This is a genomic window from Neobacillus sp. C211, assembly GCF_051842875.1.
Lineage (GTDB): Bacteria > Bacillota > Bacilli > Bacillales > Cytobacillaceae > Neobacillus.
In genome coordinates this window covers 83484-105468 of sequence record NZ_JBPXRO010000021.1, presented here as the reverse complement: position 1 = coordinate 105468, position 21985 = coordinate 83484, and the positions used below count along the sequence as shown (strand labels likewise).

The following is a 21985-nucleotide window of genomic DNA, read 5'->3' as shown; positions in this document are numbered from 1 at the left end:
CTCTATATTAATAGAAGAAACACAATATTTTTTGTTTGTTTGAACGTTTTTGTTTGTTTAGTTTTCAAAGAACAATCTACCATGTCAGAAGCGACATTTATTATTATATCGAATCTCTATCGCTATGTCAATATAATATTTTAATATTTTTGTTCTCACTTTTAACGAATTTGACAGCCGTTAAAAGCAACTTCCCTATCATAACACCTTCAGTTTACATATGCAACAGAAAGTTTTCCTTTTTTATAGAGAGTTCATTTCCTCAGAAACCTTTTTTGAGATAACAATACCATATCTATTTATATCAACAACCAAAACCGGTTTCACATGAAGTCAAAGAATGACCCGTCAATTATAAATGAGAAAACCTGAATATCATAAAAAGACCTCCGAAAAGGTCCCTTCAAAGAAAGGCAGAAACCTTTATATTTAGTGAGGGTTTCTGCCTTTTTAATTTAAAATTGAGTTATCTGATTCGACAAAACTCGGGTGGTGAGAGGTACCGGGATTGGCTTCGGGATTAATGTTTCCCTTTTCCCTTTCCTTTTTCTTTCCCTTTCCCTTTCCCTTGATGATTTTTCCATTGCTCTTTTTGTTGTTTCGCTTCTTCTTTTTGCTTCTTCCCATTCCCACCATCTTCACTAACCTGCTTTTCTTTTTTAATAGTAGGTTTTGGTGGTACTTCCGCAGAATTGACCCCTTTAATATACAGTTCATTATTTACTTGATAGACACTGTTTGGCTGCTGAAAACGCGATGAATCTGTTCCAAATGACTGCATCATGGCTTTAAACATATACTGCGAAATTTTCTGCGTATTTGCGACCATATAGTTACCATTACCGTTTTGTGCGTATCCGGTCCAGACCGCCATTGTGTATTGCGGGGTATATCCTGCAAACCAGCTATCATTTGTCGCGTTGGTCGGGTATCCAAATTTAGCTCTAGTCTCTGCATCAAAATTGGTTGTACCTGTCTTCCCTGCAACATCTAGGTTAATGACATTCGCTGTTGTACCTGTCCCATCTTTTACGACTGTGCGTAACATATCCGTCACCATATACGCTGTGTAATCCTGCATGACACGTTTTGATTTCTCCGAAAAATTCACTACTTTACCATTCGGAAGTACCACTTTTTGGACAAAATGCGGTTTATTGTAGTTGCCGTTATTTCCAAAAGCACTGTAGGCCCCTGCCATGGCTAAAGGACTAACGGTATTGCTTCCAATCGCATAGGATTCATATACTTGGTTATCTTTAAAAGTAATGCCGAGTTTTTCTGCAAAGTTCTTTGCCCGATCCATTCCAACCTCCCGCATCGTGAGAAGAGCAGGAATATTATAGGATTTTTCCAGTGCACTCCGTATCGTCAGCATTCCGTGATATTGATGGTCCCAGTTGGAAATCGGCTCGCCGGTTGAATAGGAGGTATTCTGGTCATTGATTAGATGTGCAGTGGACCATTTCAAATTTTCAATCGCAGGACCATAATCAAAAATCGGCTTAAATGTTGAGCCTGGTTGACGTTTGATATCAACTGCAAAGTTGTTACCTAGAAATTCTGCTTTATAGTCGTTTCGCCCGCTGCCGATCGCCCTGACTTCACCAGTTTTGGTATCTAAAAAGACGAAAGCTCCCTGAAAACCTGCATCTGGATAGGCAATGATTTCATTGGTGTTCAACATTTTGTCTGCATAATCCTGTGCTTTTGGATCTAGGGTAGTATAGATAGATAATCCATCCTTACTGATGTCTACATCCTTCAGTTTACCCTTTACCTCTTTTACAACTGCATCTAAAAACGCTTCGTAAGGCATACTTTGTTGCGTGCTTTTTGTTACAAGTCCCTCAGTAACTGGAACTTTTGAAGCTTCCTGCAATTGTTTCTCTGTTATATAACCATCTCTAAGCATCGAACGTAAGACAATACTACGACGCTTTGTGGCTGCTTCTTTGTTTTCTGGGTTGGTCGGATCATAGTTATTCGGACTCTGCGGCAGTCCAGCTAACATGGCTGCCTGCGCGAGCGTCAATTTTTTCAAATCATTTGCTTCAATACCATAGTAACTCTTTGCTGCAGCAGCTACTCCGTAAGAGCGGTTTCCAAGGTAAATTTTGTTTAAGTACATCATTAAAATATCGTGCTTGGAATATTTCTGTTCCAACTGATACGCCAAGTCCCATTCTTGCACTTTTCGCTTTAATGTTTTCTCTGGAGTCAAAAAGGAATTCTTTATCACTTGCTGCGTAATGGTACTACCGCCCTGTGATCCGAAATCTCCGGTTAAGTTTACAAAAATGGCCTTGGCCGTCCTTTTGATATCGATTCCTTGATGCTCATAAAAATGGGAATCTTCTGTGGCAATAAACGCTTGCTCGAGCACTTTCGGAACTTGCTCATACGTAATTTTTGTTCGCTTTTCCTTCCCGTACTCATAAATAAAGTTTCCGTTCTTATCATAGAATTTCGTAGAAAGTGGATCCACCAGCTTAGAAGCATCCAAGTTAGGCGTATCCTTAATCATTGAAGCGAACGATATAGCTCCTGCTCCTGTCGAAACAAGTCCAAGTACGAGACAGACAATGATTACTTTTTTCAACAATGATCCTTTTCTCAATAATGATCCATTTTTCTTCGGTGTTCGCTGACTTCTTTGTTGATTCTGTCTTGCGTTTTCCGCTTGTTTTCGTTCCTCACGAGATTGATAGGTCTCTTCTGGCATTCTTCTTCTCTCCCATGTCTATTTATGGTTTCGCAAAGTTGATTTTAATGGAGGTATTGATTAGTTATTAAAATGGATAAGAATATTTAGGCCGTTGTACTTCCTTCACTAAGACGTATAAAGGGAAATCTTCTCCCTTCAACCAACTATTTATAGAACTTCGTAAGTGGTCTTACATTTATGAGGGAATCAGGAATAATTTTTTCTTCCAATTGGCTCCTAAATGTAATAGAGGTTCATAAGCTAGACCTAATAATACAAATAAGCCCTTACCTACTTGTGTAGATATGGGCTGTTTAAATGCCGCGAACTTCCTTAGAATCTAGCTGACAGTGCCTGTCACTTATTAATCGTTCAATCTTAGCCAAATTCCGAGGAGTGTCAGGCACCAGGATTAGGGAAGCTCTTTTATTTTAATTCGTAAATTCTGTTAGGTTTGTTATAACCTACAGATAAAACTGGTTTTTCCTTTGTACCAGAGATCGCTAATCCTTCACTCTCACCCGTATATGGAAGTTTAATGATGTTTGTGATTTTCCCGGTATAATCAATAACGGTTATTTTGTTGTTTGTATAGAAATAGATCTTTTTGTTATAAATCTCCATTCCTTGAGGAATTCCCTGATTTGAGACGGAGAACTGCTTTATGATCTTACCATTGAAATCAGTTAGACTAAAGGTTGGATTTCCTATATTGCTGCTTGCGGAATGAATCACTAATATATCGCTATCATTATCGATACCTAAAAGTGCTGCTTTTCCTAGCTTACTTAGGTCGATTTGTTTTACAATATATGGATTAGTTACATCCACATTTACTTCATAAACAATGACTGGATTATTTCCGCCTCCATTAGCTGCATAAATATGATTATCTTTTGGTCGGAACGATAATTCAGCACTATGGCCGATGGGTAGAGGGCCAGAGCTTTTTACTAATACACCCTTTTGTGTATACTTGTTTATCATTCCTTGATTGTTTCCCACATCGAACCCTATGTAGTAAAAACCATCATGGTATGCTAATCCTTGCATATTTGCTGTTGAATTAACCAAAAATGCAGTGGAGTCTGTTGCCTTCCAAGCAGTGGGGTTAACTGGTATCGTTGCTGGTTTACTTGCAGTTGCCTTAGATGGCAAACTTATAGACGTTACAGTAGCTATGATTAAAGCTGCCATAAGGATACTCGATAATGACCTTTTTGGCTTATTAATAGGTGAACACTTGTTGACTAGTAAATTCATTCTAATATATTTAGCTATTTCCATTTTAACCGCTCCCATTGAACTATCTCTTCAAATAAGGATTTTTTCCCATTGCTATTTTACCAACAATGCTCGATAAATTTCTACACAACCTTTTTACAATTTAAAAAATCTAACGACATTTCCACTACCTATTAAATCTCAATACTCTTTAGAAGTTTAATATGCCCAAATAAAGTTTCACCAAGTCTTGCTTAAATAGTTAAACAAATTGAAAAGGTCCTACCCAAATGATCAGATAGGACTTCATGTATTATAAAATTTTGGACTAAAAAGTAGCCGACATAAGCCGTCTGGCCGGCCAGAGTTAGCCCCAAAACAACGGCTGGAACTAATTTCGTTTGAACCAGCGCCGCCCAAAACGGTGGTGCTTCTCAAACTTGTATTATAATACCGCCGCTTTTTCATACTTTAACTTTTCAATTTCCTTATTGAGCTCTTCATCGCTCACAAAGCTGCTGTTTGCTGCTTCAAACTGAGCTAATGGAGTCGCAAATTGATTGCCTGCCTGTACTTCTGCTTCCATCATTAAGATCCGCTCTTCGGCACGAGCCACACCTCTCGCAATATCATCAGTATGGAAGGAAATCGTCGCTTTCTGAATTTGCTTCATCGACTGAGCCACATTCGCACGTGAAACTAACAAGATTTTCTTTTGCTGCATTTGGTTGTACGTTTCCTTCAGCTCGTCCAATTTTCCGATGAGGATTTGGGTTTGTCCCTTAATCGACTCGTATTGCTCCTCATATAGTTGTAGCTGGCGGTCATGGTTGAGTTTTTCTTGCACAGCCAATTTGGCCATGGCATCGTCCCCTTGTTCAATCGCCAGTTTGGCCTGACGAGTACGCTTGTCCACTAACGCTTTCGTTTCCGAAATAAGAGCTTCTTGTTTTTTCTCTACAAAAATTTGCCTAGCTAGGGCTTTCTGACCTTTGACAATTTCCTGTTCCATTTCCCTAGAATACTCATTTAACATCGCAATCGGATCTTCGATACCGTCTAAAAGTCCGTTAATTTCCGCCATTGTTATTGTCTTTAATCTTTTAAAAATACCCATATTATTCATTCTCCTTTTTAGTTAATAGATTTTTTTCCCATTGATCTAAAACGCTAGCATTCTGGTTAGTTACCGGGATATGCGAGCCTACCACAGAAGTGTTAATAAACTGTTGCATCGAGGAAGCTTTCGACTTCTTTCTGAGCCATCTTACGAATAGTACTAGAGCAGCTAGTCCAATAATTAGGAAGAGCCAAGGGAATCCTCCGTCATGGTGAGCGCCATTCATCATTTGGCGGCCCCCGCCAAATCCGCCACGGCCTCCCATTTCACCAGGACCATGTCCATGAGGACCTCTAGCATAAGCGCTGTTCCCTCCTAGTAGAAAGTGGAGTACGTTAATCACTAGTACCGTAGAGGCAATGATCACACCCCAGAAAATACCCTTTTTCACTTTTGTATTCATCTCTTTATCTCCTTTCGTTATCTGATGTAATGAATATTAATAGAGAATGGTGAAAACTTGGTGAAAAGAGAAAACTAGCAAGTAAGTTTTTTATTTAGGATTGAAATCTATCAAAATAAGTTTCAGTTTCTTACTATTAAGCTATTGCTTCTAAATTCGCTCATAAAAACACTAAATTCGCCCATTAAAGCCTAAAATTCGCCCACGAAACTTGAAGATTCGCTCATAAAACTCAAAAATTCGCCCATTAAAGGGACAAGCCGTTTTTAAATCATAAATGTCCTGTGGTGTCAGGCACCAAAGGTTATCAAAAAAAAGGCAGAAACCCTTTTTAGTAAGAGTTTCTGCCTTTTTGATTAAAAATTGAGTGAGCTAACTCGACAACTTTCGAGGCGCAAGGCGTCCCTTGCTACCCTATCACCTTAACAGATGCAAGCAAAATTCCAAATCCGCTTGTAGATGGGTTTTCATTAGCATTTCTGCTTTTTCTCCATTTCTTGCTTTAATGGCTTGGTATATTTGCTCGTGTTCGTCGATTAAATGGGGGCGGTTGTAGAATACGACTGTTTTACGGAAAAGGTAAATGATGGATGACATCCGATCGATAATATCAATCATGACCGGGTTATTACTGGCTCCGACAATAATTTCATGAAACCGCGCATTTGCTTCCATAATTTCCTCGACTGTTCCTGTCCTTCCTATCTCCACACATTGATGTAATGATTGAAGCTCATCTTCTTTTAAATAGGATGCTGCACACTGAGCGGAATAGCCCTCAAGGAGCATTCGTACTTGAAACATATTTCGCAAATCCTTTTCGGCCGGCTTCACAACTTTTTTATTCTCAATAAGCCCTTCATGCTCCAACTTTCGAATCGATTCCCGGATGGGTGTTCTACTGACACCTAATTCAGCAGCAATTTTTTCCTCGACAATTTTGGTACCACCAGGAAGTTCTCCATTTAAGATCCTATCACGAAGGATCTCATAGGATTGGTGGGAAGCAGGACGAGAACGATTACTTTCTAACACAATGTTCACCTCTATATCTCTTCAAACCTACATTTATTTTACCAAAATTCTTGTCAAAAAAATACAATCTACATCAGTTTCACTGATTTTTGTATACAGAAAATAATTTTATGTATACAAAAATTATAAATTCGTGTACAATTACTTTTGTAAACGATATCTGAAAGCGATTGCAGTTGAACGGATCGCTTAACTTATAAGATTTCAAATAGAATGAGGAGGAATTTATCATGGCACAAAAAGTTGGTTTTATAGGTCTAGGAATTATGGGGAAACCAATGGCATTAAACCTAATCAAAGCGGGATTCACACTTACGGTTAATGATCTAAATCAAGACGCCGTTCATCAAGTCGTTGAAGCTGGAGCAGTGGCGGCTCATTCTGCGAAAGAAGTAGCAGAAAACAGTGATGTCATCATCACGATGTTACCTGCCTCAAAGCATGTTGAAGAAGTCGTTTTAAGTGAAAATGGAATCTTGGCAGGGGCCAAAGCAGGTTCGGTCATTATCGATATGAGTTCAATTACACCTGAAGTCTCACGGGAACTAGCAGCAGCGGCAGCGGAAAAAGGTGTTGGCATGCTAGATGCGCCAGTCAGCGGCGGCGAACCAAAAGCGATTGATGGTACATTAGCGATTATGGTTGGCGGGAAAGAGGATGTTTTTGAAAGCGTTCTGCCGGTCCTCTATGGGATGGGGAAAGACGTTATCTTAGTTGGTGATCATGGCTGCGGTGTGACCGCAAAGCTTGCCAATCAAATTATTGTAAACCTTAACATAGCGGCAATGTCCGAGGCACTTGTCCTAGCAGCGAAAGCAGGTATTGATATTGAAAAAATGTACCAAGCAATCCGCGGCGGACTTGCTGGAAGTGCTGTTCTGGATGCCAAGGTACCATTGATTTTAGACAGGAACTTCGTGGCTGGCGGAAGTATTGCCATCAACATGAAAGATATTACGAATGTAATGGACACCGCCCATGAAATTGGCGTTCCACTTCCATTATCAAGTCAGTTGCTAGAAATTTTCCATGCATTAAAGGTCGATGGAAAAATAAAAGACGATCATGGCAGCATTGTCCGTTATTATGAAAAGCTTGCCAATGTTGAAGTAAAGAAGGCGTAAATGATGACTGAAACGAACAGAATATCCGCAGCGTACCTAGAAACCGTCCCTGAGGTGGACCGTCAGGCAGTCCATCAATTAGTTACCGAAGCACTAAAAGGCCTAAACAAAAAAATCATCGTCCTCGATGATGATCCAACAGGTGTCCAAACCGTCCATGATATCTCCGTTTTCACGGATTGGTCTGAGGAAAGTATTGAGCAGGGCTTTAACGAAGAGCAGTCCATGTTTTTCATTTTGACAAATTCACGAGGCTTTACAGCGGAAGAAACCGAACAGGCTCATCGCGAGATTGCCACTAACATTTTAACCGTAGCTTCGAAATTAAATCGAGAATTCCTCATTATCAGCCGTGGAGATTCCACACTTAGAGGACACTATCCACTAGAAACGACTGTTTTAAAGGATACACTCGAATCAGGTTCTGAGTTGAAAATAGATGGTGAGGTCATCCTGCCATTTTTCAAAGAAGGCGGTCGATTGACCATTAACAACATCCACTATGTTCAAAATGGTCAAGAGCTTGTGCCTGCAGGCGAAACCGAATTTGCAAAAGACCGGACATTTGGCTATTCCAGTTCTCATTTAGGAGAATGGATTGAAGAAAAGTCGAATGGGTTATTTCTCGCTAAAAATACATTATATATCTCACTCGAACAATTACGGGCCATGGAGATTGGCGCCATCACGGAACAGCTTCTTCAGGTAAACGATTTTAATAAAGTAGTTGTGAATGCAGTCGACGAAGTCGATGTTAAAGTATTCACGGCTGCCTTAGTACAAGCAATCAATGCCGGAAAGAACTTCCTTTTTAGAAGTGCGGCCGCTCTTCCAAAGGTCATTGGCGGAGTCAGTGATAAAGCACTGCTAACGAGAGAAGAGTTAATAATAGAAGAAACAGGGAATGGCGGATTAGTTATTATCGGTTCCCATGTGAAAAAGACAACGGAACAGCTAGAAAAATTAAAAGAGTTAACCACCATTGAATTTATCGAGTTTAATAGTCATTTAGTTTTACAACCAGAGCAATTCAAAGCGGAATGCGACCGCGTGGTAGAGACCACCGAAGCACTGATCCGTTCCGGTAAAACCGTAGCCGTTTATACAAGTAGACAACGGCTCGATCTTGGCGAAAATAAAAAAGAAGAAGAGTTAAAAATGGCCGTGACGATTTCTGACGCGGTAACAAGCATTGTAACGAGATTACAGGTAAAACCGAATTTCCTTGTCGCAAAAGGTGGAATTACCTCCAGTGATGTAGGAACAAAAGGACTAAGGGTAAGAAGAGCAACCGTTGCTGGACAAATTAGACCGGGGATTCCTGTTTGGAGAACTGGGGATGAAAGTAAGTATCCAGGCATGTCCTATGTTATTTTTCCAGGCAATGTTGGAACACAAAGTGATTTAAAAGCAGTGGTAGAGATATTAAGCACGAAGTAAATTGAACTGATCGATTGGAATGCCGTTCTGGCATTCCACACTTTCAAAGGGGAAAGAGGGAGAAACATGCCAATCGTTTATATTTGTATAGGGGTTGCCCTATTGCTATTATTAATGGTCGTCTTCAAGGTAAACGCCTTCATATCATTGGTTATTGTTGGATTACTTGTAGGGGTTATGGAAGGAATGACCCCAATCGAAGCGATAACATCCGTCACATCCGGTTTGGGCGGAACCCTTGGCAATCTCGTACTGGTTATTGGTTTTGGGGGTATGCTTGGTAAACTAATGGCCGATTCTGGTGGTGCACAACGAATCTCCACCACATTGGTTAACGCATTTGGAAAAAAACGAGTGCAGCTTGCAGCTGTTCTAACAGCCTTCATTGTTGGGATTGCGCTATTCTTTGAAACGGGCGTGGTTGTGTTAATTCCGTTAGTCTTCACAATCGCTGCTACAGCAGGTGTACCGATTCTTTATATTGGGATGCCGGTTATTGCTGCTTTGATCACCATGCATGGCTTTGTTCCTCCACACCCTGGACCAACAGCCGTTGCCGATGTTTACAATGCCAATATAGGTAAAACCTTATTATATGGAATTCTTATCGGTATTCCAGCAATCATTATCAGTGGACCATTATATACAAAGACGTTTAAAAAAGAAGAGTTGGAAGTTAAAATTCCAAAAGGACTTTTTAATCCTAAGCACTTTACAGAAGAAGAAATGCCTGGTTTTGGGATTAGTGTATTTACGGCCCTTATCCCTGTCATTCTGATTGCTTTCCAAGCCATCGTTGAAATCACGATGCCTGAATCATCACTTATTCAAACAGCTAAATTTTTAGGAAATCCTGGTATTGCCCTATTAATCGCTGTCATAGTCGCCATCTTTACCTTTGGTTTAAATCGAGGCAAAAAAATGCCAGAAATCATGAACTCGATCACAGAATCAATCAGCAGCATCGCCATGATTCTTTTAATCATTGGAGCAGGCGGTGCATTTAAACAAGTACTCATCGACAGTCATGTTGATAAATACGTTGCCCATCTGATGGAAGGCTCCACCATGTCGCCGTTAATCCTCGCCTGGTTAATCGCTGCGATCCTAAGGGTAGTCCTAGGTTCAGCAACCGTTGCCGGATTAACAGCAGCCGGTATTGCCGCACCACTCGTTGCCTCTGCACACGTTAGCCCAGAACTCATGGTGCTAGCAACCGGTGCAGGAAGTATGACCTTCTCTCACGTAAACGATGCCGGTTTCTGGATTTATAAAGAATACTTCAACCTAAGCATCGGTAAAACCATTCGCACATGGTCAGTAATGGTAACGATTGCATCCCTTGTCGGACTTGCTGGTGTGCTAATTATCAATATGTTCCTATAGGGAGAAACAAGATCAAAAGACCACCCCCGCGCCAACAAGCAAAAGGGTGGTCTTTTTATAGTATTTAATTACTTAGAGAATTTAAGTTTAATATCACCATCATAAGGTATATGCTCAACAGTTATGGTTATGTCTTTACCATCCTTATCTTTACCTTTTCTTTTATAGGTGAATTTATTTTTATTAAGCTCTGTTAGTTCAAGAACGGCACCATACTTCATTCCTAGGGAAACATGGGCTCTTATCTTATTTCCATGTACGACATCGAAATAGCCGTAATCACCGCGGCCTTCACCAGTCTTAGCATCAAAAAATTCATATTTATTTGTCTTATCATCATATTTGGCGAAACCTAAATAATTAGAATTATAACTGGATACATCGTTGCCATTTTCATCTAATGCCACGGTTCCTTGCCATAGGGTGCCTGCTAAAATTTTATCCCCATCAATGTTTGTCACTACTTCTCCTGTGGTTGTTTCCAACTTCTTATCCGGATCAGTAAAGGAAAGTTTTGTTTCTTTATAAGGAATATGATCAACAAATACCTCTACATTGTTACCATTAGCATCTTTACCCATTCTTTTATAGGTAAACATATCTTTATTTAGCTCTATTATTTTGACAACAGCTTGGTAACCCATCGATTCTGAAATTAATACTCTAACCTTCCCATCGTTGGTGATAAAGAAAGTACCTTTATCGCCACGACTTTCTTTTGTGGTTTTATCAAAAAATTCATATCTCGATGTTTCATTGTCATATTTCGCGAGACCAATAAAGTTGGCGTTATATTTTGTTAAGTCATTATTATCTTTATCATATACCTTTGTTCCTTGCCAGTTTGTATTGCTTAGTATACTAGCCAATTCCTGCCCTTTGGTTACCTTATTTTCTTTTTTACTATCTTTAGCAATTTGTTCTTGCTTCTGTTCACTTTGATTGTCTTGTGCGCTTGCATTACAGCCAGATAGTAATAATGTGAACCCGAGTAGTATTGATGATAATGTTTTTACTTTTTTGTTCATTTTGTAGTCTCCTTATTTCAATAGAATGAAAATACATCCAATAAATACTGTCAGCCACCTCCACATTAGAAGTTCATCAGCCTATGGTTAATTATTACTTAAATTATGTTAATACTTAATCTTAAACTCCCTCTAAATAATTTCTTAAAAAAAGATAAACTTTTTAATAAAATTTCTTAATATCCATAAAAAATACCGCCACCTTTGTGACGGTTACTAAAACAGATTATTTAATTTACACATTAAATCTATACCCGGCTCCCCAAACAGTTTCCAAGAATTTCGGATGTGCAGGATCCCTTTCGATTTTCCCTCGTATTTTCCTGATATGAACTGTGACAGTTGAAACATCTGCGGCCGATTCTAACCTCCATATATTTTCATATAGCTGTTCTTTGCTTAATACTTGATTCGGATGCATCACAAGAAACACAAACAAATCGAATTCTTTTGTTGTGAACGGAATTTCTTCTCCGTTCATATGAACTTTGCGCGCTGACTTATCAATGGATATTCCATGAACGAAAATGGTATTTGTTTTAGCCTGATTTCCTGCTAAACGTTCAAAACGCTCTAAATGTGCTTTCACCCTAGCTACCAGTTCACTTGGACTAAAAGGTTTGGTAATATAATCGTCTGCCCCTAAACCGAGACCTCGAATTTTATCGATCTCGTCCTTTTTAGCGGATACAAACAAAATAGGAATATTTTTAACAGCGCGTATTTGTTTACATATCTCAAACCCATTTACACCTGGGAGCATGACATCCAAAATAATTAAATCATAATGATTTTGGAGAGCTAGTAGGAGCCCTGAATCACCATTATGTTGAATTTCGACATTAAAATGATTTATTTCTAGATAGTCTCTTTGCAGTTCTGAAATACTAACATCGTCTTCAATAAGCAATATCTTTTTCACAATACAACTCCTTTCTTCTTTAAGGAAAAGAAGATACTAGTACCTTTTCCTATCTTACTTTTAGCCCACATTTCCCCTCCATGCTCTTGGATTATATGTTTTGTGATGGCAAGTCCTAAGCCACTTCCGCCTGTCTGAGAATTTCTAGATTGTTCTGCCCGGTAAAAACGATCAAAAATGTAAGGTAAAGCAGCCGGGTCTATCCCTTGTCCATTATCTTTTACTTGAACAGTTACATCATAAATTCCTTCAAATAGAGAAATGGTAATGTTCTTCTGGTCCTTATTCATATATTTTACACAATTGCTAATTAGGTTGGTCATTACGCGTTTTAATTTCTCCCTATCTGCTATTACACTTATCGGTTTGTCCATAAGATGAAGGTCAATTTGGATCCCTTGTTGGAGTAAATCAAGATGAAGGTCTTCTACGTAGTCTCTCATATATTTATCCAGTTCGACGGTTTCAAAAGTAAAGGGCTCTTTTTTCAAATCCAGCTTGGAAAATAAGAACAGTTCATCTATCAATGAATCCATATATCTTGCTTTTTGGTACACAGTTGATAAGTACTTGTCCATCTTCTGTGGAGTATTAGCTACACCGTCTTTTATCCCCTCAACATATCCAATAATTGAAGTAATAGGAGTCTTCAAATCATGCGAAATATTGGACAATAGTTCTTTTCGATTTTCCTCATACTGAATCTGGAGATTTACGGACTCTTTTAATTTTATTCTCATATCCTCAAACGTTTTATTTAATTGACCAATTTCATCATTCGAAGTAGCTTTGATTTCAAAATTTAGATCTCCTGATTTTATTCTCTCTGCACCTTCTCTAAGAATTGAAATAGGCTTGATGATGCTTTGTGAAACTAGATAGTTCAAAAGTCCAATAATCATTATAAACAGAACTAGCAATAGACCGAATAAAATTGGAAACAACTCCCGAGTCAATTCAGCAAAGGAGCTTGCCTTTCTCAATACAAAAATACTTCCTTTACTTTTATCTGGAAAATAGAAGTCAAACTTCACATAGGTGAAAAAAAAATCGTCAATTTTAATTGTATCTCGTGTATTAATGTTCGTTTCTTCAAACCCGGGAAGGGACTTAATCAATGTTTGCTTATTAAGAGCGGGAGAAGCGTACTCTATGTTTCTATTCTTTCTTACGACAATCTTAATATCTTGTTGTTCAATCTTTTTTAGTTCCTCTTGGTTTAGAAGTTGCTTAGGATTATTTTTAGCCAACAGCTTTAAGTCTAGAAACGCACTTTCCTCTACTGGTGTTAAGGGTTTTTGAACATAAGATTTTTTGTAAAAATACTCGATAGATTTTACATCACCGGTTATCGCAAAAATAAGTAAGAAACCAGCTGCTAAAAATAAAATGATAGAAATAAGGATTACTCCAACGTAGGACAACAGAAACCTCATTTTAATTGACATCATATTCACTCCAGTGTTTATCTCTTGCTCATTCTTTTATGGAAGTTCACCATTTTCGGCTTATTCTTGAATGGGAGATACTGTTTGCAAATGTACCATATCACATAATCCTTAAAACTTTCTAAAATATATATGAAAAATCCTTAAACATCTAACAATAAATGGTTTAAAAAGTAAAAGCATAGAATAAGGAAGATTTGTTGTTATCTAGTTAGAAATATATAAATGGGCCTATTTTTAAATTTACCAAGAACATAAATTCTTATTAAAGAAAACTGCTTCTACATAGAAAAAGCTATCAATTTCCTAAAATAAATAGGAACGATAGCTTTTTCATAAAAATAGTTGGTTATATGGTTTCTTTTATGGGCTCAATAAGAGTATTAACTGGCCGCTTTAATCCCAGATTCTCCCTTAATGTATTACCTGTATATTGTTTACGGAACAATCCACGTTGTTGAAGGACGGGAATCACGAGATCCACGAAATCATCGAGACCACCAGGTAAGTAAGGTGGCATGACATTGAAGCCATCCGCTGCCCCATTTTCAAACCATTCTTGCATATGATCCGCAATTTGCTCAGGTGTGCCCTTGATTTCCCGATGTCCGCGGGCACCGGCTATCCGTTGATATAGTTTGCGAATCGTCAATCCTTCACGATCTGCAAGATCCTTTAATAATTGGAAACGACTTTTCCCCCCATTTATCTGATTCAATTCAGGCAAATCTGGAAGTGGTCCATCCACTGGATATCCTGATAAATCAACACTTATCATGCCAGATAAAAGAGAGATCCCTGCTTCTTCCGGTATAAGTTCCTCGAGCAGCGCCTTATTTTCTTCCGCTTCTTCCTCCGTTCTACCAATAACAGGGAAAACTCCAGGCATAATCTTCAGGTCCTCTGGTGAGCGACCGTATTTCGCCATTCTTCCTTTTACATCCGCATAAAAGCTTCTAGCTTCTTCAATCGTTTGCCAAGCAGTGAATATAACCTCGGCTGTCCGCGCCGCAAGCTCCTTCCCTGCTTCAGAAGAACCAGCCTGGATCACAACCGGATGCCCTTGCACCGGGCGGGAGATATTTAATGGACCAGCTACGGAAAACCATTCTCCTTTATGATTAATGGAGTGTATTTTGGAAGAATCCGCAAATTGGGCTGCCTTTTTATCAATAATTAAGGCATCATCCTCCCAACTATCCCACAGCTTCGTGACCACATCGACAAACTCTTCAGCACGTTCATACCGTTTTTCATGAAGGAGCTGCTGTTCTAAATTAAAATTTTGGGCTTCTACGTCAGTGCTTGATGTGACAACATTCCACCCTGCACGGCCCCCGCTCAAATGATCAAGAGAGGCGAACCTGCGGGCAACATTAAATGGCTCATTAAAGGTAGTTGATACCGTTCCGACAAATCCGATATGATTTGTCACAGCAGCAAGAGCGGATAAAAGGGTAAAGGGTTCAAATAACGTATTCACAGTTTGGCCCAGTACCGTTTGATTTTTCCCTCTCACCGCATAGGTATCTGCAAGAAAAACCATATCAAACTTACCACGTTCCGCTGTTTGGGCAAGTCTTTTGATAAAATCAAAGCTCATGGTTTGATGGGATTCCGCTTTTGGATGACGCCAAGCTGCGACATGATGTCCAGGAATCATAAAAAATGCGCCTAATTTCATTTCCCGATTATTTTGAGTCATGATTCATTCCTTCTTTCCTTTATTGTTGATTTGAATTTGTTTTCCAGCTTGAAAATTTTCTTTCTAAGGATACCAATAGATAATTTATGGCCACACCAAGCAGTGAAATCGTAATAATACCTGCATACATTTGCGTAATTTGGAAGTTCTGTTGCGAATAATTAATGAGATATCCCAAACCTTCCTTAGCTCCAACCATTTCGGCAGCAATCAACACAAGAATGGATGATGATCCAGCCATACGTATTCCGGTAAAAATAGTCGGAATGGAAGCTGGCATAATTACTTTATAAAACAGCCGGTAGGAGGGAAGAGCCATGGATTTGGCGGCCTTAATGAGTAAAGGATCTACATTTCGAACAGCATTGATCGTATTTAAAAGAATCGGAAACGTACAAGCAAAAAAGACGATTGAAACTTTAGATGTTTCCCCAATCCCAAGCAGCAAAATAAAGACAGGTAATAACGCTAAGGCAGCTGTATTACGAAACACCTCCAGCACCGGATTTAACAATTCACTTGCCAGTGGATACCACCCAATGATAAGCCCCAAAGGAATGGAAACGAGGATCGCCAACCCAAATCCGAAAAGCGAACGGAGAATACTGGCCTGAAAGTGGGCATACAAATCACCCGAAATCACTAATCCCCACCAACTCTCTGCTACTTTTGTAAATGGCGGAAAGAATGTGGGATCCACTAACCCCATTCGGGGAGCAATCTCCCAAAGGATTAGTAAAAGCAAAATGACAATAGATTGTTTTACAAGACTTTGCACCCAATGAAAAGAAAAACGAATCCGATGGGATGTTTGCATTGGCGCTGTGAATGATTTACCAAAATCAGACATTTCCTCACCTCTTCTATAAAATAATTGAACTTTGTTAAGCTGATTGATCCTTATTCTCAACTGTTTGCGCTTTGACTACTTCTTCTCGGAGCAAATCCCAAATTTGGTGACGTGCATTTGCAAATGCTGTCGTCGAACGTAAATCCTCTTCGTGACTGGTTGAATGAAGCGGGTTTTCAATAATTTGTTTAATGGTTCCCGGTCGAGAGGTCATGACGGCCACACGCTGTCCAAGATACACCGCCTCATCAATCCCATGTGTAATGAAAACAATCGTCTTTTTGGTATGTTCCCAGATTCGAAGTAATTCTGTTTGCAAGGTTTCACGCGTCTGCGCATCGAGTGCAGCGAACGGTTCATCCATTAATAACACTTCAGGGTCAAACGCCAAACTTCTAGCGATAGCCACACGCTGCTTCATTCCACCTGAGAGTTCGTGCGGATAACGATCTTCGAAACCTGATAATCCAACCAGTGACAAAAAGTAACGAGAAATTTCAGCCCGCTCCTTTTTAGGAACACCTTTTGATTCTAAGCCAAATTCAATGTTTCCTTTAGCTGTCTTCCAAGGCAATAGCGCATACTGCTGAAAGACAATTCCCCGATCTAAACCGGGTCCCTCTATCGGTTTTCCATCCAATAATATCCGTCCGGAGGTTGGTTTCGTCAACCCGCCTAAAAGATCAAGCAAAGTTGATTTTCCGCATCCTGATGGGCCTACTAATGAAAGAAACTCTCCACTATTCACCGAAAAATGAACATTTTTAATGGCTGTAAATTCTTTAAGCGCTCCCTTTCCTTGCTGAGAATCCCTTACGTTAAAAACCTTGCTGACATGTTCAAACTGAATTTTTGCCGTCATCCTCTCACCTCATTACTTTTTTTCAATTTCACCCTTATAAGGATTAAATTCATTGGTATACAAATTACTTAGTTTCACTTGGCCATCTTTGAACTCACCATTTTTCTTTAGCCAATCGACCCAAATTTTAAATTCCTTACCCTGAATAACTCCACCTTTCTCCGCAATACCTGTACTTTTCCAATATTGCACCGTGTTTGTATCTTCCTTGCGCCCCCGTTTCTTAATAATGGATTCATAACGGGCTATCACTTCTTCTCGGGAATGGGTCTGTGCCCATTCAATGGCTTTTGCTGTAGCCTCAACAAACTTTTTCACCGTATGTGGATTTTGTTTAATGAATTTATCGGTAAAGACATAGCTGCCTGCTGTAAAAGGACCCAACAAATCATAATCACTAAAAAGCTTTCTGATCCCCCCATTTGTCACAGCCAGATCCCCTAACATCCCAGTCAAAACAGCGACATCAATTTGTTTTTGTCGCAGTGTTTGCTCTGTACTTACCGGTGGCAGAACAACTAAAGTCACTTTCTTAATTTCTTCATCTGTGAGTCCATTTTGTTTTAAATATTCTTTTAAAACGAATTCAGCATGAGCTCCCATTGTATTCATGCCAACCTTCTTTCCAATTAAATCGCGCGCATTTTTTATCGGGCTGTCATTCAATACATAATAGCCGGTATATGTATCCTTATCACTGCCGTAATAACCAATGACCGATTTTATCGGTGCACCGCTCGCTATCAATTTGGCAATGGCCCCATTAAATGCACCGCCAAAGTCGGTTTGACCGGTCGCTGCGTTTTGAATAGAGGCAGGCCCGCTTGTTTGATTTCCGATCCATTCAAGTTTAATCGGATCAAGATAGCCTAAATCCTCGGCTAACTCTGGATAAGTGACCGAACCCACCGATCCTTCATACCGGAGTTTCAGCGTTTCATAAGTGCCATTTCCTTTTTTTCCTGTAGCTCCGGTCTTTTTCTCCTGGCATCCAGCCGATATAACAACTGATAATACAATTAAAAATAAAAGTGCCTTGGTTCTCCAAATCTTCATAACGGGCCCCTACCTTCTCTTAAAATTAAAACCAACCGATCCAATCGGAAAATCCATTACCAGCCACGAGAAAAAAATTCTGATCCAACGTTCACCTTTCTACAGGCATGCCTTTTTCTAGATAAAAAAAACCGGAGACATCTCTTTAAAAAGAAAAGTCTCCGGTTGACCGGTTAATTAAATTCTAGATTTCCTATTGGGTTACTTGGTTTTCACTTATATTACCAATTCAATTTTCAGTCGTCAACGAAAAGTTTAAAATAAAGTTAATTTTTTAAAAAAACCAAAAAATCAAAATTAGTTATTGACAGATGTTTTCCAGAAAATTAAAATCACATTAAGCCGATATGAATTATATAAATTAAATTTACAAGCAATTGAATTGCTGACCAGTCACCTGGAAGCCAGAGCTATTATGCTCTGGCTTTCTTTCGTCTTATCGGTCCATTATTATAGCTGGCTTTTACAGCTAAAAACAAGGAGGAAATAAAATGAGTAATGTCAAAGAAGTTCAAAATGAAGCAGGAATTGTAGTAAAACAAGTGGCTGGACGTATTGGAGCAGAATTATCTGGTGTGAAACTTTCCGGAGAACTAGACTCCACTACAGTTAAATTTATCCGTGAAGCGCTGTTAAAGTATAAGGTTATTTTCTTCCGTGATCAAAATCATCTGGACGATCAAGGACAAGAAGCCTTTGCCCAACTGCTTGGTAACCCAGTTGTTCATCCAACTGTACCAGCAAAAGATGGCACAAACTATATATTAGAACTTCATTCCGAACATGGCGGCCGAGCCAATTCATGGCATACAGATGTAACATTTGAAGCAGCGTACCCAAAATTCTCCATTTTACGTGGAGTGGAGATACCAGAGGCAGGAGGTGATACCGTTTGGGCAAACACGGCTACGTCCTATGAAAATCTTCCAATAGAATTACAAAATCTGGCGAATCAATTATGGGCCGTCCATACCAACGCTTATGATTATGCTGCAAAACACCAGAATGTTTCTGATGAAGCGATCAAACGCCATGACGAAATCTTTACCTCTACCCTATATGAAACTGAACACCCAGTTGTCCATGTACATCCTGAAACCGGAGAGCGCCATCTTCTACTCGGTCATTTTGTCAAAAACTTCAAAGGGCTTTCTTCCACCGATTCGGCTCATTTATTCTCCATCCTACAAGGACATGTAACACAACTCGAAAATACGGTACGTTGGAAATGGAAAGCGGGAGATGTGGTCATTTGGGATAACCGCGCCACCCAACATTACGCAGTGAATGACTATGGTCATGCACAAAGAGTGGTCCGAAGAATAACCATTGATGGAGACGTGCCTATTAGTTTAGATGGTCGCCGCAGTGTCACAAAAACAAAAATTAAAAAAAATATATAAGTTTCTTCTATCCTATGAAGCTAAAGTAAAGGTAATCATGATCCCAAAACGGGACAGCGTGGGATCATGGAATTTCCACGGTAAAGCCCTCAGAAAAATTAAAAGCCTATAATTCTCTTTTTAAAATACGGAGAATTTAGGCTTTTTCACTTTACAACCCGCTCTGACAGACACCGAATCCGATTACTTTTAAATTCGCCCATAAAAACACTAAATTCGCCCATTGAAGCCCAAAATTCGCTCATAAAACTCGAAGATTCGCTCATTAAACTCAAAAATTCGGCCATTAAAGGGACAGGTCGTTTTATAAATAATAAATGCTCACTATTGAAGTGTAATTTTACATAAAATCTCATTTTAACGAGCTCCTCCATGAGTAATCCTCTCATATATTTACCTTGCCTTTTCAAATTCCCTTATAAAAGGGAATTTCTTTTGCTGTAACGTTCGAATTTTCTGGTATAATTTCATTTTAAGAATACAATTTGAAGATAGTAAGGAGAGTTTAATTTGGAAGGTTTTATTGGATTGGTTTTAAATATAATCCTCACGATTTATTTAGTGATTGATTCTCGTAAGCATGGTAAAAGCCCCATCCTTTGGGGAATTCTCGGATTCATTTTTGGGTTGATCGCTTTAGGTATTTATCTAATAAAAACCAATCGAAAGGTCATCGGTTGGATTATCACGATTATTAGCATAATAGGTTATTTAGCCTTACTCTTAGTCCTACTATTAGGTGCGGCGCTTATACTTGGGGGAGGATTTTCTTAATATAAAAATGAAAGCTCCACAGGGACGTTTCAGGACCAGTGATAAGTCCTCTTTATGTGTAAAAGATACGGATCATCTGCTATATGTAGATGATCCGTATCTTTTTTCTTACTATTTACGAGTAAAACACACATTTTTTTTTTGAGTAATTACTTTTTCAGCAGCCCCGGTCTAAGTTTCCTCATCTATGAGAAAAAAATTTAACAGAGGTAACTTTTGTATAAGCTATGAAAAATTTGTCCATCCTGATCATATAAAAGATAGGTTAGGAGAGTGGAGAACTTGATAATGATTTTTCCGATATATAGGGGTGATTTTCAATGAGCACAGAAGAATTGAATAAAATTATTACTGTTAAGAAGATGGATTTAGAGGAATGTGAGCAAGAACTTAACAGTCGTTACTACCCTTCAATAGTGAGAGTAGCAATGATGAATTACATTTTAGTCCTAAAAGAACAATTAGAAAAGTTTAATCTTGCAATGGAGAAATAATTACTATTTGAAATAGAAGTCCCGGTTAGGGTCTGGTGCCTGCCACTTATAAATCTATCAATCTTCGACAAAATACGGGGAGTGACAGGCACGAAATTTTATTCCACCTTAATTTTTTCTTCCATAAAAGCTAGAATCTCTTTACGTAAAGTAGGTTCCTGCAGAGCAAATTCTATGGTTGTCTTCACAAACCCACTCGTTTCTCCAACATCATACCTCTTACCCTCAAAATCATAAGCAAACACCCGTTGTATCTGATTCAACTTCTGAATCGCATCCGTCAACTGAATCTCTCCACCAGCCCCAGTTTCTTGCTGTTCCAAAAACGTGAATATCTCTGGAGTTAGTATATAACGTCCCAAAATGGCTAGATTAGAAGGGGCAGTTCCAGCCTTAGGCTTTTCAACCAAATTATTTACTTGATACCTTCTACCCACCTGATCCAAAGGTTCAACAATCCCATACCGATGTGTCTCATCATCTGGAACAGACTGCACTCCAATAACTGACGAATGCGTTTCTTCATATACATTAATAAGCTGTTTCAAGCATGGAGTCTCACTTTGAACAATATCATCACCAAGAAGAACCGCAAACGGCTCATCCCCTATAAAGTTACGAGCACACCAAACGGCATGTCCAAGCCCCTTTGGTTCCTTCTGACGAATATAATGAATATCCGCAAGATTAGTAGCATAACGTACTTTTTCAAGTAGATCTAACTTTCCCTTTTCCAACAGATTTTGCTCTAATTCATGTGCAATATCAAAATGGTCTTCAATTGCCCGCTTCCCTTTACCAGTAACAATAATAATATCTTCGATTCCTGAAGCCACTGCTTCTTCTACAATATATTGAATCGTTGGCTTATCAATAATCGGCAACATTTCCTTAGGCATTGCCTTTGTTGCAGGCAGGAATCTTGTTCCAAGTCCAGCAGCCGGAATAATCGCCTTCCGTACTCGTTTCATACTCACTCCACCTTTTTATTATTTTTTTGTAAA

The 21985-nt window shown here is 39.1% G+C and carries 19 protein-coding genes; 6 read left to right on the top strand and 13 right to left on the bottom strand.

Annotated features, from left to right (window positions below):
- Nucleotides 1-520: 520 nt before the first annotated feature.
- The 5 genes from ACSU6B_RS19155 to ACSU6B_RS19135 all read right to left on the bottom strand — a co-directional run bounded on the left by ACSU6B_RS19155 (nucleotide 521) and on the right by ACSU6B_RS19135 (nucleotide 6498).
- Nucleotides 521-2725, bottom strand: a complete 2205-nt coding sequence (locus ACSU6B_RS19155; RefSeq protein WP_410887719.1) for a transglycosylase domain-containing protein — start codon at nucleotides 2723-2725, stop codon at nucleotides 521-523.
- A gap of 408 nt (nucleotides 2726-3133) precedes the next feature.
- The gene (locus ACSU6B_RS19150) at nucleotides 3134-3994 is read right to left on the bottom strand and encodes a hypothetical protein (RefSeq protein WP_410887717.1); all 861 of its coding nucleotides are present in this window, start codon (nucleotides 3992-3994) and stop codon (nucleotides 3134-3136) included.
- Nucleotides 3995-4376: 382 nt separating this feature from the next.
- Entirely contained in the window at nucleotides 4377-5048 is a 672-nt protein-coding gene (locus ACSU6B_RS19145) for a PspA/IM30 family protein (RefSeq protein ID WP_410887715.1), read from the bottom strand.
- Between the two features lies 1 nt (nucleotide 5049).
- Nucleotides 5050-5454, bottom strand: coding sequence for a hypothetical protein (locus ACSU6B_RS19140; protein WP_410887713.1), 405 nt, complete (start codon nucleotides 5452-5454; stop codon nucleotides 5050-5052).
- 417 nt (nucleotides 5455-5871) lie between these two features.
- On the bottom strand, nucleotides 5872-6498 hold the full coding sequence (locus tag ACSU6B_RS19135; RefSeq protein WP_410887711.1) for a GntR family transcriptional regulator: 627 nt from the start codon (nucleotides 6496-6498) through the stop codon (nucleotides 5872-5874).
- A 221-nt stretch (nucleotides 6499-6719) separates the two neighbouring features.
- Between ACSU6B_RS19135 and garR the strand changes: the two genes are divergently transcribed.
- The 3 genes from garR to ACSU6B_RS19120 all read left to right on the top strand — a co-directional run bounded on the left by garR (nucleotide 6720) and on the right by ACSU6B_RS19120 (nucleotide 10439).
- The gene (gene garR / locus ACSU6B_RS19130; RefSeq protein ID WP_410887709.1) at nucleotides 6720-7613 is read left to right on the top strand and encodes a 2-hydroxy-3-oxopropionate reductase; all 894 of its coding nucleotides are present in this window, start codon (nucleotides 6720-6722) and stop codon (nucleotides 7611-7613) included.
- A gap of 3 nt (nucleotides 7614-7616) precedes the next feature.
- The gene (locus ACSU6B_RS19125; protein ID WP_410887725.1) at nucleotides 7617-9053 is read left to right on the top strand and encodes a four-carbon acid sugar kinase family protein; all 1437 of its coding nucleotides are present in this window, start codon (nucleotides 7617-7619) and stop codon (nucleotides 9051-9053) included.
- Nucleotides 9054-9119: 66 nt separating this feature from the next.
- Complete coding sequence (locus ACSU6B_RS19120; RefSeq protein WP_214713054.1) at nucleotides 9120-10439, top strand: gluconate:H+ symporter; 1320 nt, start codon at nucleotides 9120-9122, stop codon at nucleotides 10437-10439.
- A gap of 68 nt (nucleotides 10440-10507) precedes the next feature.
- Here ACSU6B_RS19120 and ACSU6B_RS19115 read toward each other — a convergent pair whose 3' ends face one another.
- The 7 genes from ACSU6B_RS19115 to ACSU6B_RS19085 form a co-directional block, all read right to left on the bottom strand.
- A complete protein-coding gene (locus ACSU6B_RS19115) occupies nucleotides 10508-11467 on the bottom strand; it encodes a DUF4822 domain-containing protein (protein WP_410887707.1) in 960 nt (319 codons plus the stop codon).
- Nucleotides 11468-11702: 235 nt separating this feature from the next.
- Nucleotides 11703-12389: a response regulator transcription factor gene (locus tag ACSU6B_RS19110; RefSeq protein WP_410887705.1), complete on the bottom strand. Its 687-nt coding sequence runs from the start codon at nucleotides 12387-12389 to the stop codon at nucleotides 11703-11705.
- Entirely contained in the window at nucleotides 12386-13837 is a 1452-nt protein-coding gene (locus ACSU6B_RS19105) for a sensor histidine kinase (protein ID WP_410887723.1), read from the bottom strand. The genes ACSU6B_RS19110 and ACSU6B_RS19105 overlap by 4 nt, the downstream gene beginning before the upstream one ends.
- A 349-nt stretch (nucleotides 13838-14186) precedes the next feature.
- On the bottom strand, nucleotides 14187-15542 hold the full coding sequence (locus ACSU6B_RS19100; protein ID WP_410887703.1) for an LLM class flavin-dependent oxidoreductase: 1356 nt from the start codon (nucleotides 15540-15542) through the stop codon (nucleotides 14187-14189).
- A 19-nt stretch (nucleotides 15543-15561) separates the two neighbouring features.
- Nucleotides 15562-16392 carry an ABC transporter permease gene (locus tag ACSU6B_RS19095; RefSeq protein WP_410887701.1) on the bottom strand — a complete coding sequence of 277 codons (831 nt, stop codon included), beginning with the start codon at nucleotides 16390-16392 and terminating at the stop codon, nucleotides 15562-15564.
- Between the two features lie 34 nt (nucleotides 16393-16426).
- The gene (locus ACSU6B_RS19090; RefSeq protein ID WP_214998006.1) at nucleotides 16427-17254 is read right to left on the bottom strand and encodes an ABC transporter ATP-binding protein; all 828 of its coding nucleotides are present in this window, start codon (nucleotides 17252-17254) and stop codon (nucleotides 16427-16429) included.
- Between the two features lie 12 nt (nucleotides 17255-17266).
- The gene (locus ACSU6B_RS19085; protein WP_410887698.1) at nucleotides 17267-18310 is read right to left on the bottom strand and encodes an ABC transporter substrate-binding protein; all 1044 of its coding nucleotides are present in this window, start codon (nucleotides 18308-18310) and stop codon (nucleotides 17267-17269) included.
- Between the two features lie 491 nt (nucleotides 18311-18801).
- Here ACSU6B_RS19085 and ACSU6B_RS19080 point away from each other — a divergent pair, with 491 nt between their 5' ends.
- From ACSU6B_RS19080 to ACSU6B_RS19070, 3 genes are all read left to right on the top strand, one after another.
- A complete protein-coding gene (locus tag ACSU6B_RS19080) occupies nucleotides 18802-19713 on the top strand; it encodes a TauD/TfdA dioxygenase family protein (RefSeq protein ID WP_410887696.1) in 912 nt (303 codons plus the stop codon).
- Between the two features lie 510 nt (nucleotides 19714-20223).
- Complete coding sequence (locus ACSU6B_RS19075) at nucleotides 20224-20487, top strand: hypothetical protein (RefSeq protein ID WP_168241056.1); 264 nt, start codon at nucleotides 20224-20226, stop codon at nucleotides 20485-20487.
- A gap of 320 nt (nucleotides 20488-20807) precedes the next feature.
- The gene (locus ACSU6B_RS19070; RefSeq protein ID WP_410887694.1) at nucleotides 20808-20981 is read left to right on the top strand and encodes a hypothetical protein; all 174 of its coding nucleotides are present in this window, start codon (nucleotides 20808-20810) and stop codon (nucleotides 20979-20981) included.
- A 98-nt stretch (nucleotides 20982-21079) separates the two neighbouring features.
- Here the strand turns inward: ACSU6B_RS19070 and galU are convergent, their stop codons facing one another.
- Nucleotides 21080-21952, bottom strand: coding sequence for a UTP--glucose-1-phosphate uridylyltransferase GalU (gene galU / locus ACSU6B_RS19065; protein WP_410887692.1), 873 nt, complete (start codon nucleotides 21950-21952; stop codon nucleotides 21080-21082).
- Between the last annotated feature and the right edge of the window lie 33 nt (nucleotides 21953-21985).

Coding starts and splice junctions, on each gene's coding strand:
- ACSU6B_RS19090 (WP_214998006.1), bottom strand. CDS start 17,254: ATGACGGCAAAAATTCAGTTTGAACATGTCAGCAAGGTTTTTAACGTA.
- ACSU6B_RS19085 (WP_410887698.1), bottom strand. CDS start 18,310: ATGAAGATTTGGAGAACCAAGGCACTTTTATTTTTAATTGTATTATCA.
- ACSU6B_RS19120 (WP_214713054.1), top strand. CDS start 9,120: ATGCCAATCGTTTATATTTGTATAGGGGTTGCCCTATTGCTATTATTA.
- ACSU6B_RS19105 (WP_410887723.1), bottom strand. CDS start 13,837: ATGTCAATTAAAATGAGGTTTCTGTTGTCCTACGTTGGAGTAATCCTT.
- ACSU6B_RS19080 (WP_410887696.1), top strand. CDS start 18,802: ATGAGTAATGTCAAAGAAGTTCAAAATGAAGCAGGAATTGTAGTAAAA.
- ACSU6B_RS19150 (WP_410887717.1), bottom strand. CDS start 3,994: ATGGAAATAGCTAAATATATTAGAATGAATTTACTAGTCAACAAGTGT.
- ACSU6B_RS19125 (WP_410887725.1), top strand. CDS start 7,617: ATGACTGAAACGAACAGAATATCCGCAGCGTACCTAGAAACCGTCCCT.
- ACSU6B_RS19070 (WP_410887694.1), top strand. CDS start 20,808: ATGAGCACAGAAGAATTGAATAAAATTATTACTGTTAAGAAGATGGAT.
- ACSU6B_RS19155 (WP_410887719.1), bottom strand. CDS start 2,725: ATGCCAGAAGAGACCTATCAATCTCGTGAGGAACGAAAACAAGCGGAA.
- galU (WP_410887692.1), bottom strand. CDS start 21,952: ATGAAACGAGTACGGAAGGCGATTATTCCGGCTGCTGGACTTGGAACA.
- ACSU6B_RS19145 (WP_410887715.1), bottom strand. CDS start 5,048: ATGGGTATTTTTAAAAGATTAAAGACAATAACAATGGCGGAAATTAAC.
- ACSU6B_RS19095 (WP_410887701.1), bottom strand. CDS start 16,392: ATGTCTGATTTTGGTAAATCATTCACAGCGCCAATGCAAACATCCCAT.
- ACSU6B_RS19140 (WP_410887713.1), bottom strand. CDS start 5,454: ATGAATACAAAAGTGAAAAAGGGTATTTTCTGGGGTGTGATCATTGCC.
- ACSU6B_RS19100 (WP_410887703.1), bottom strand. CDS start 15,542: ATGACTCAAAATAATCGGGAAATGAAATTAGGCGCATTTTTTATGATT.
- ACSU6B_RS19115 (WP_410887707.1), bottom strand. CDS start 11,467: ATGAACAAAAAAGTAAAAACATTATCATCAATACTACTCGGGTTCACA.
- garR (WP_410887709.1), top strand. CDS start 6,720: ATGGCACAAAAAGTTGGTTTTATAGGTCTAGGAATTATGGGGAAACCA.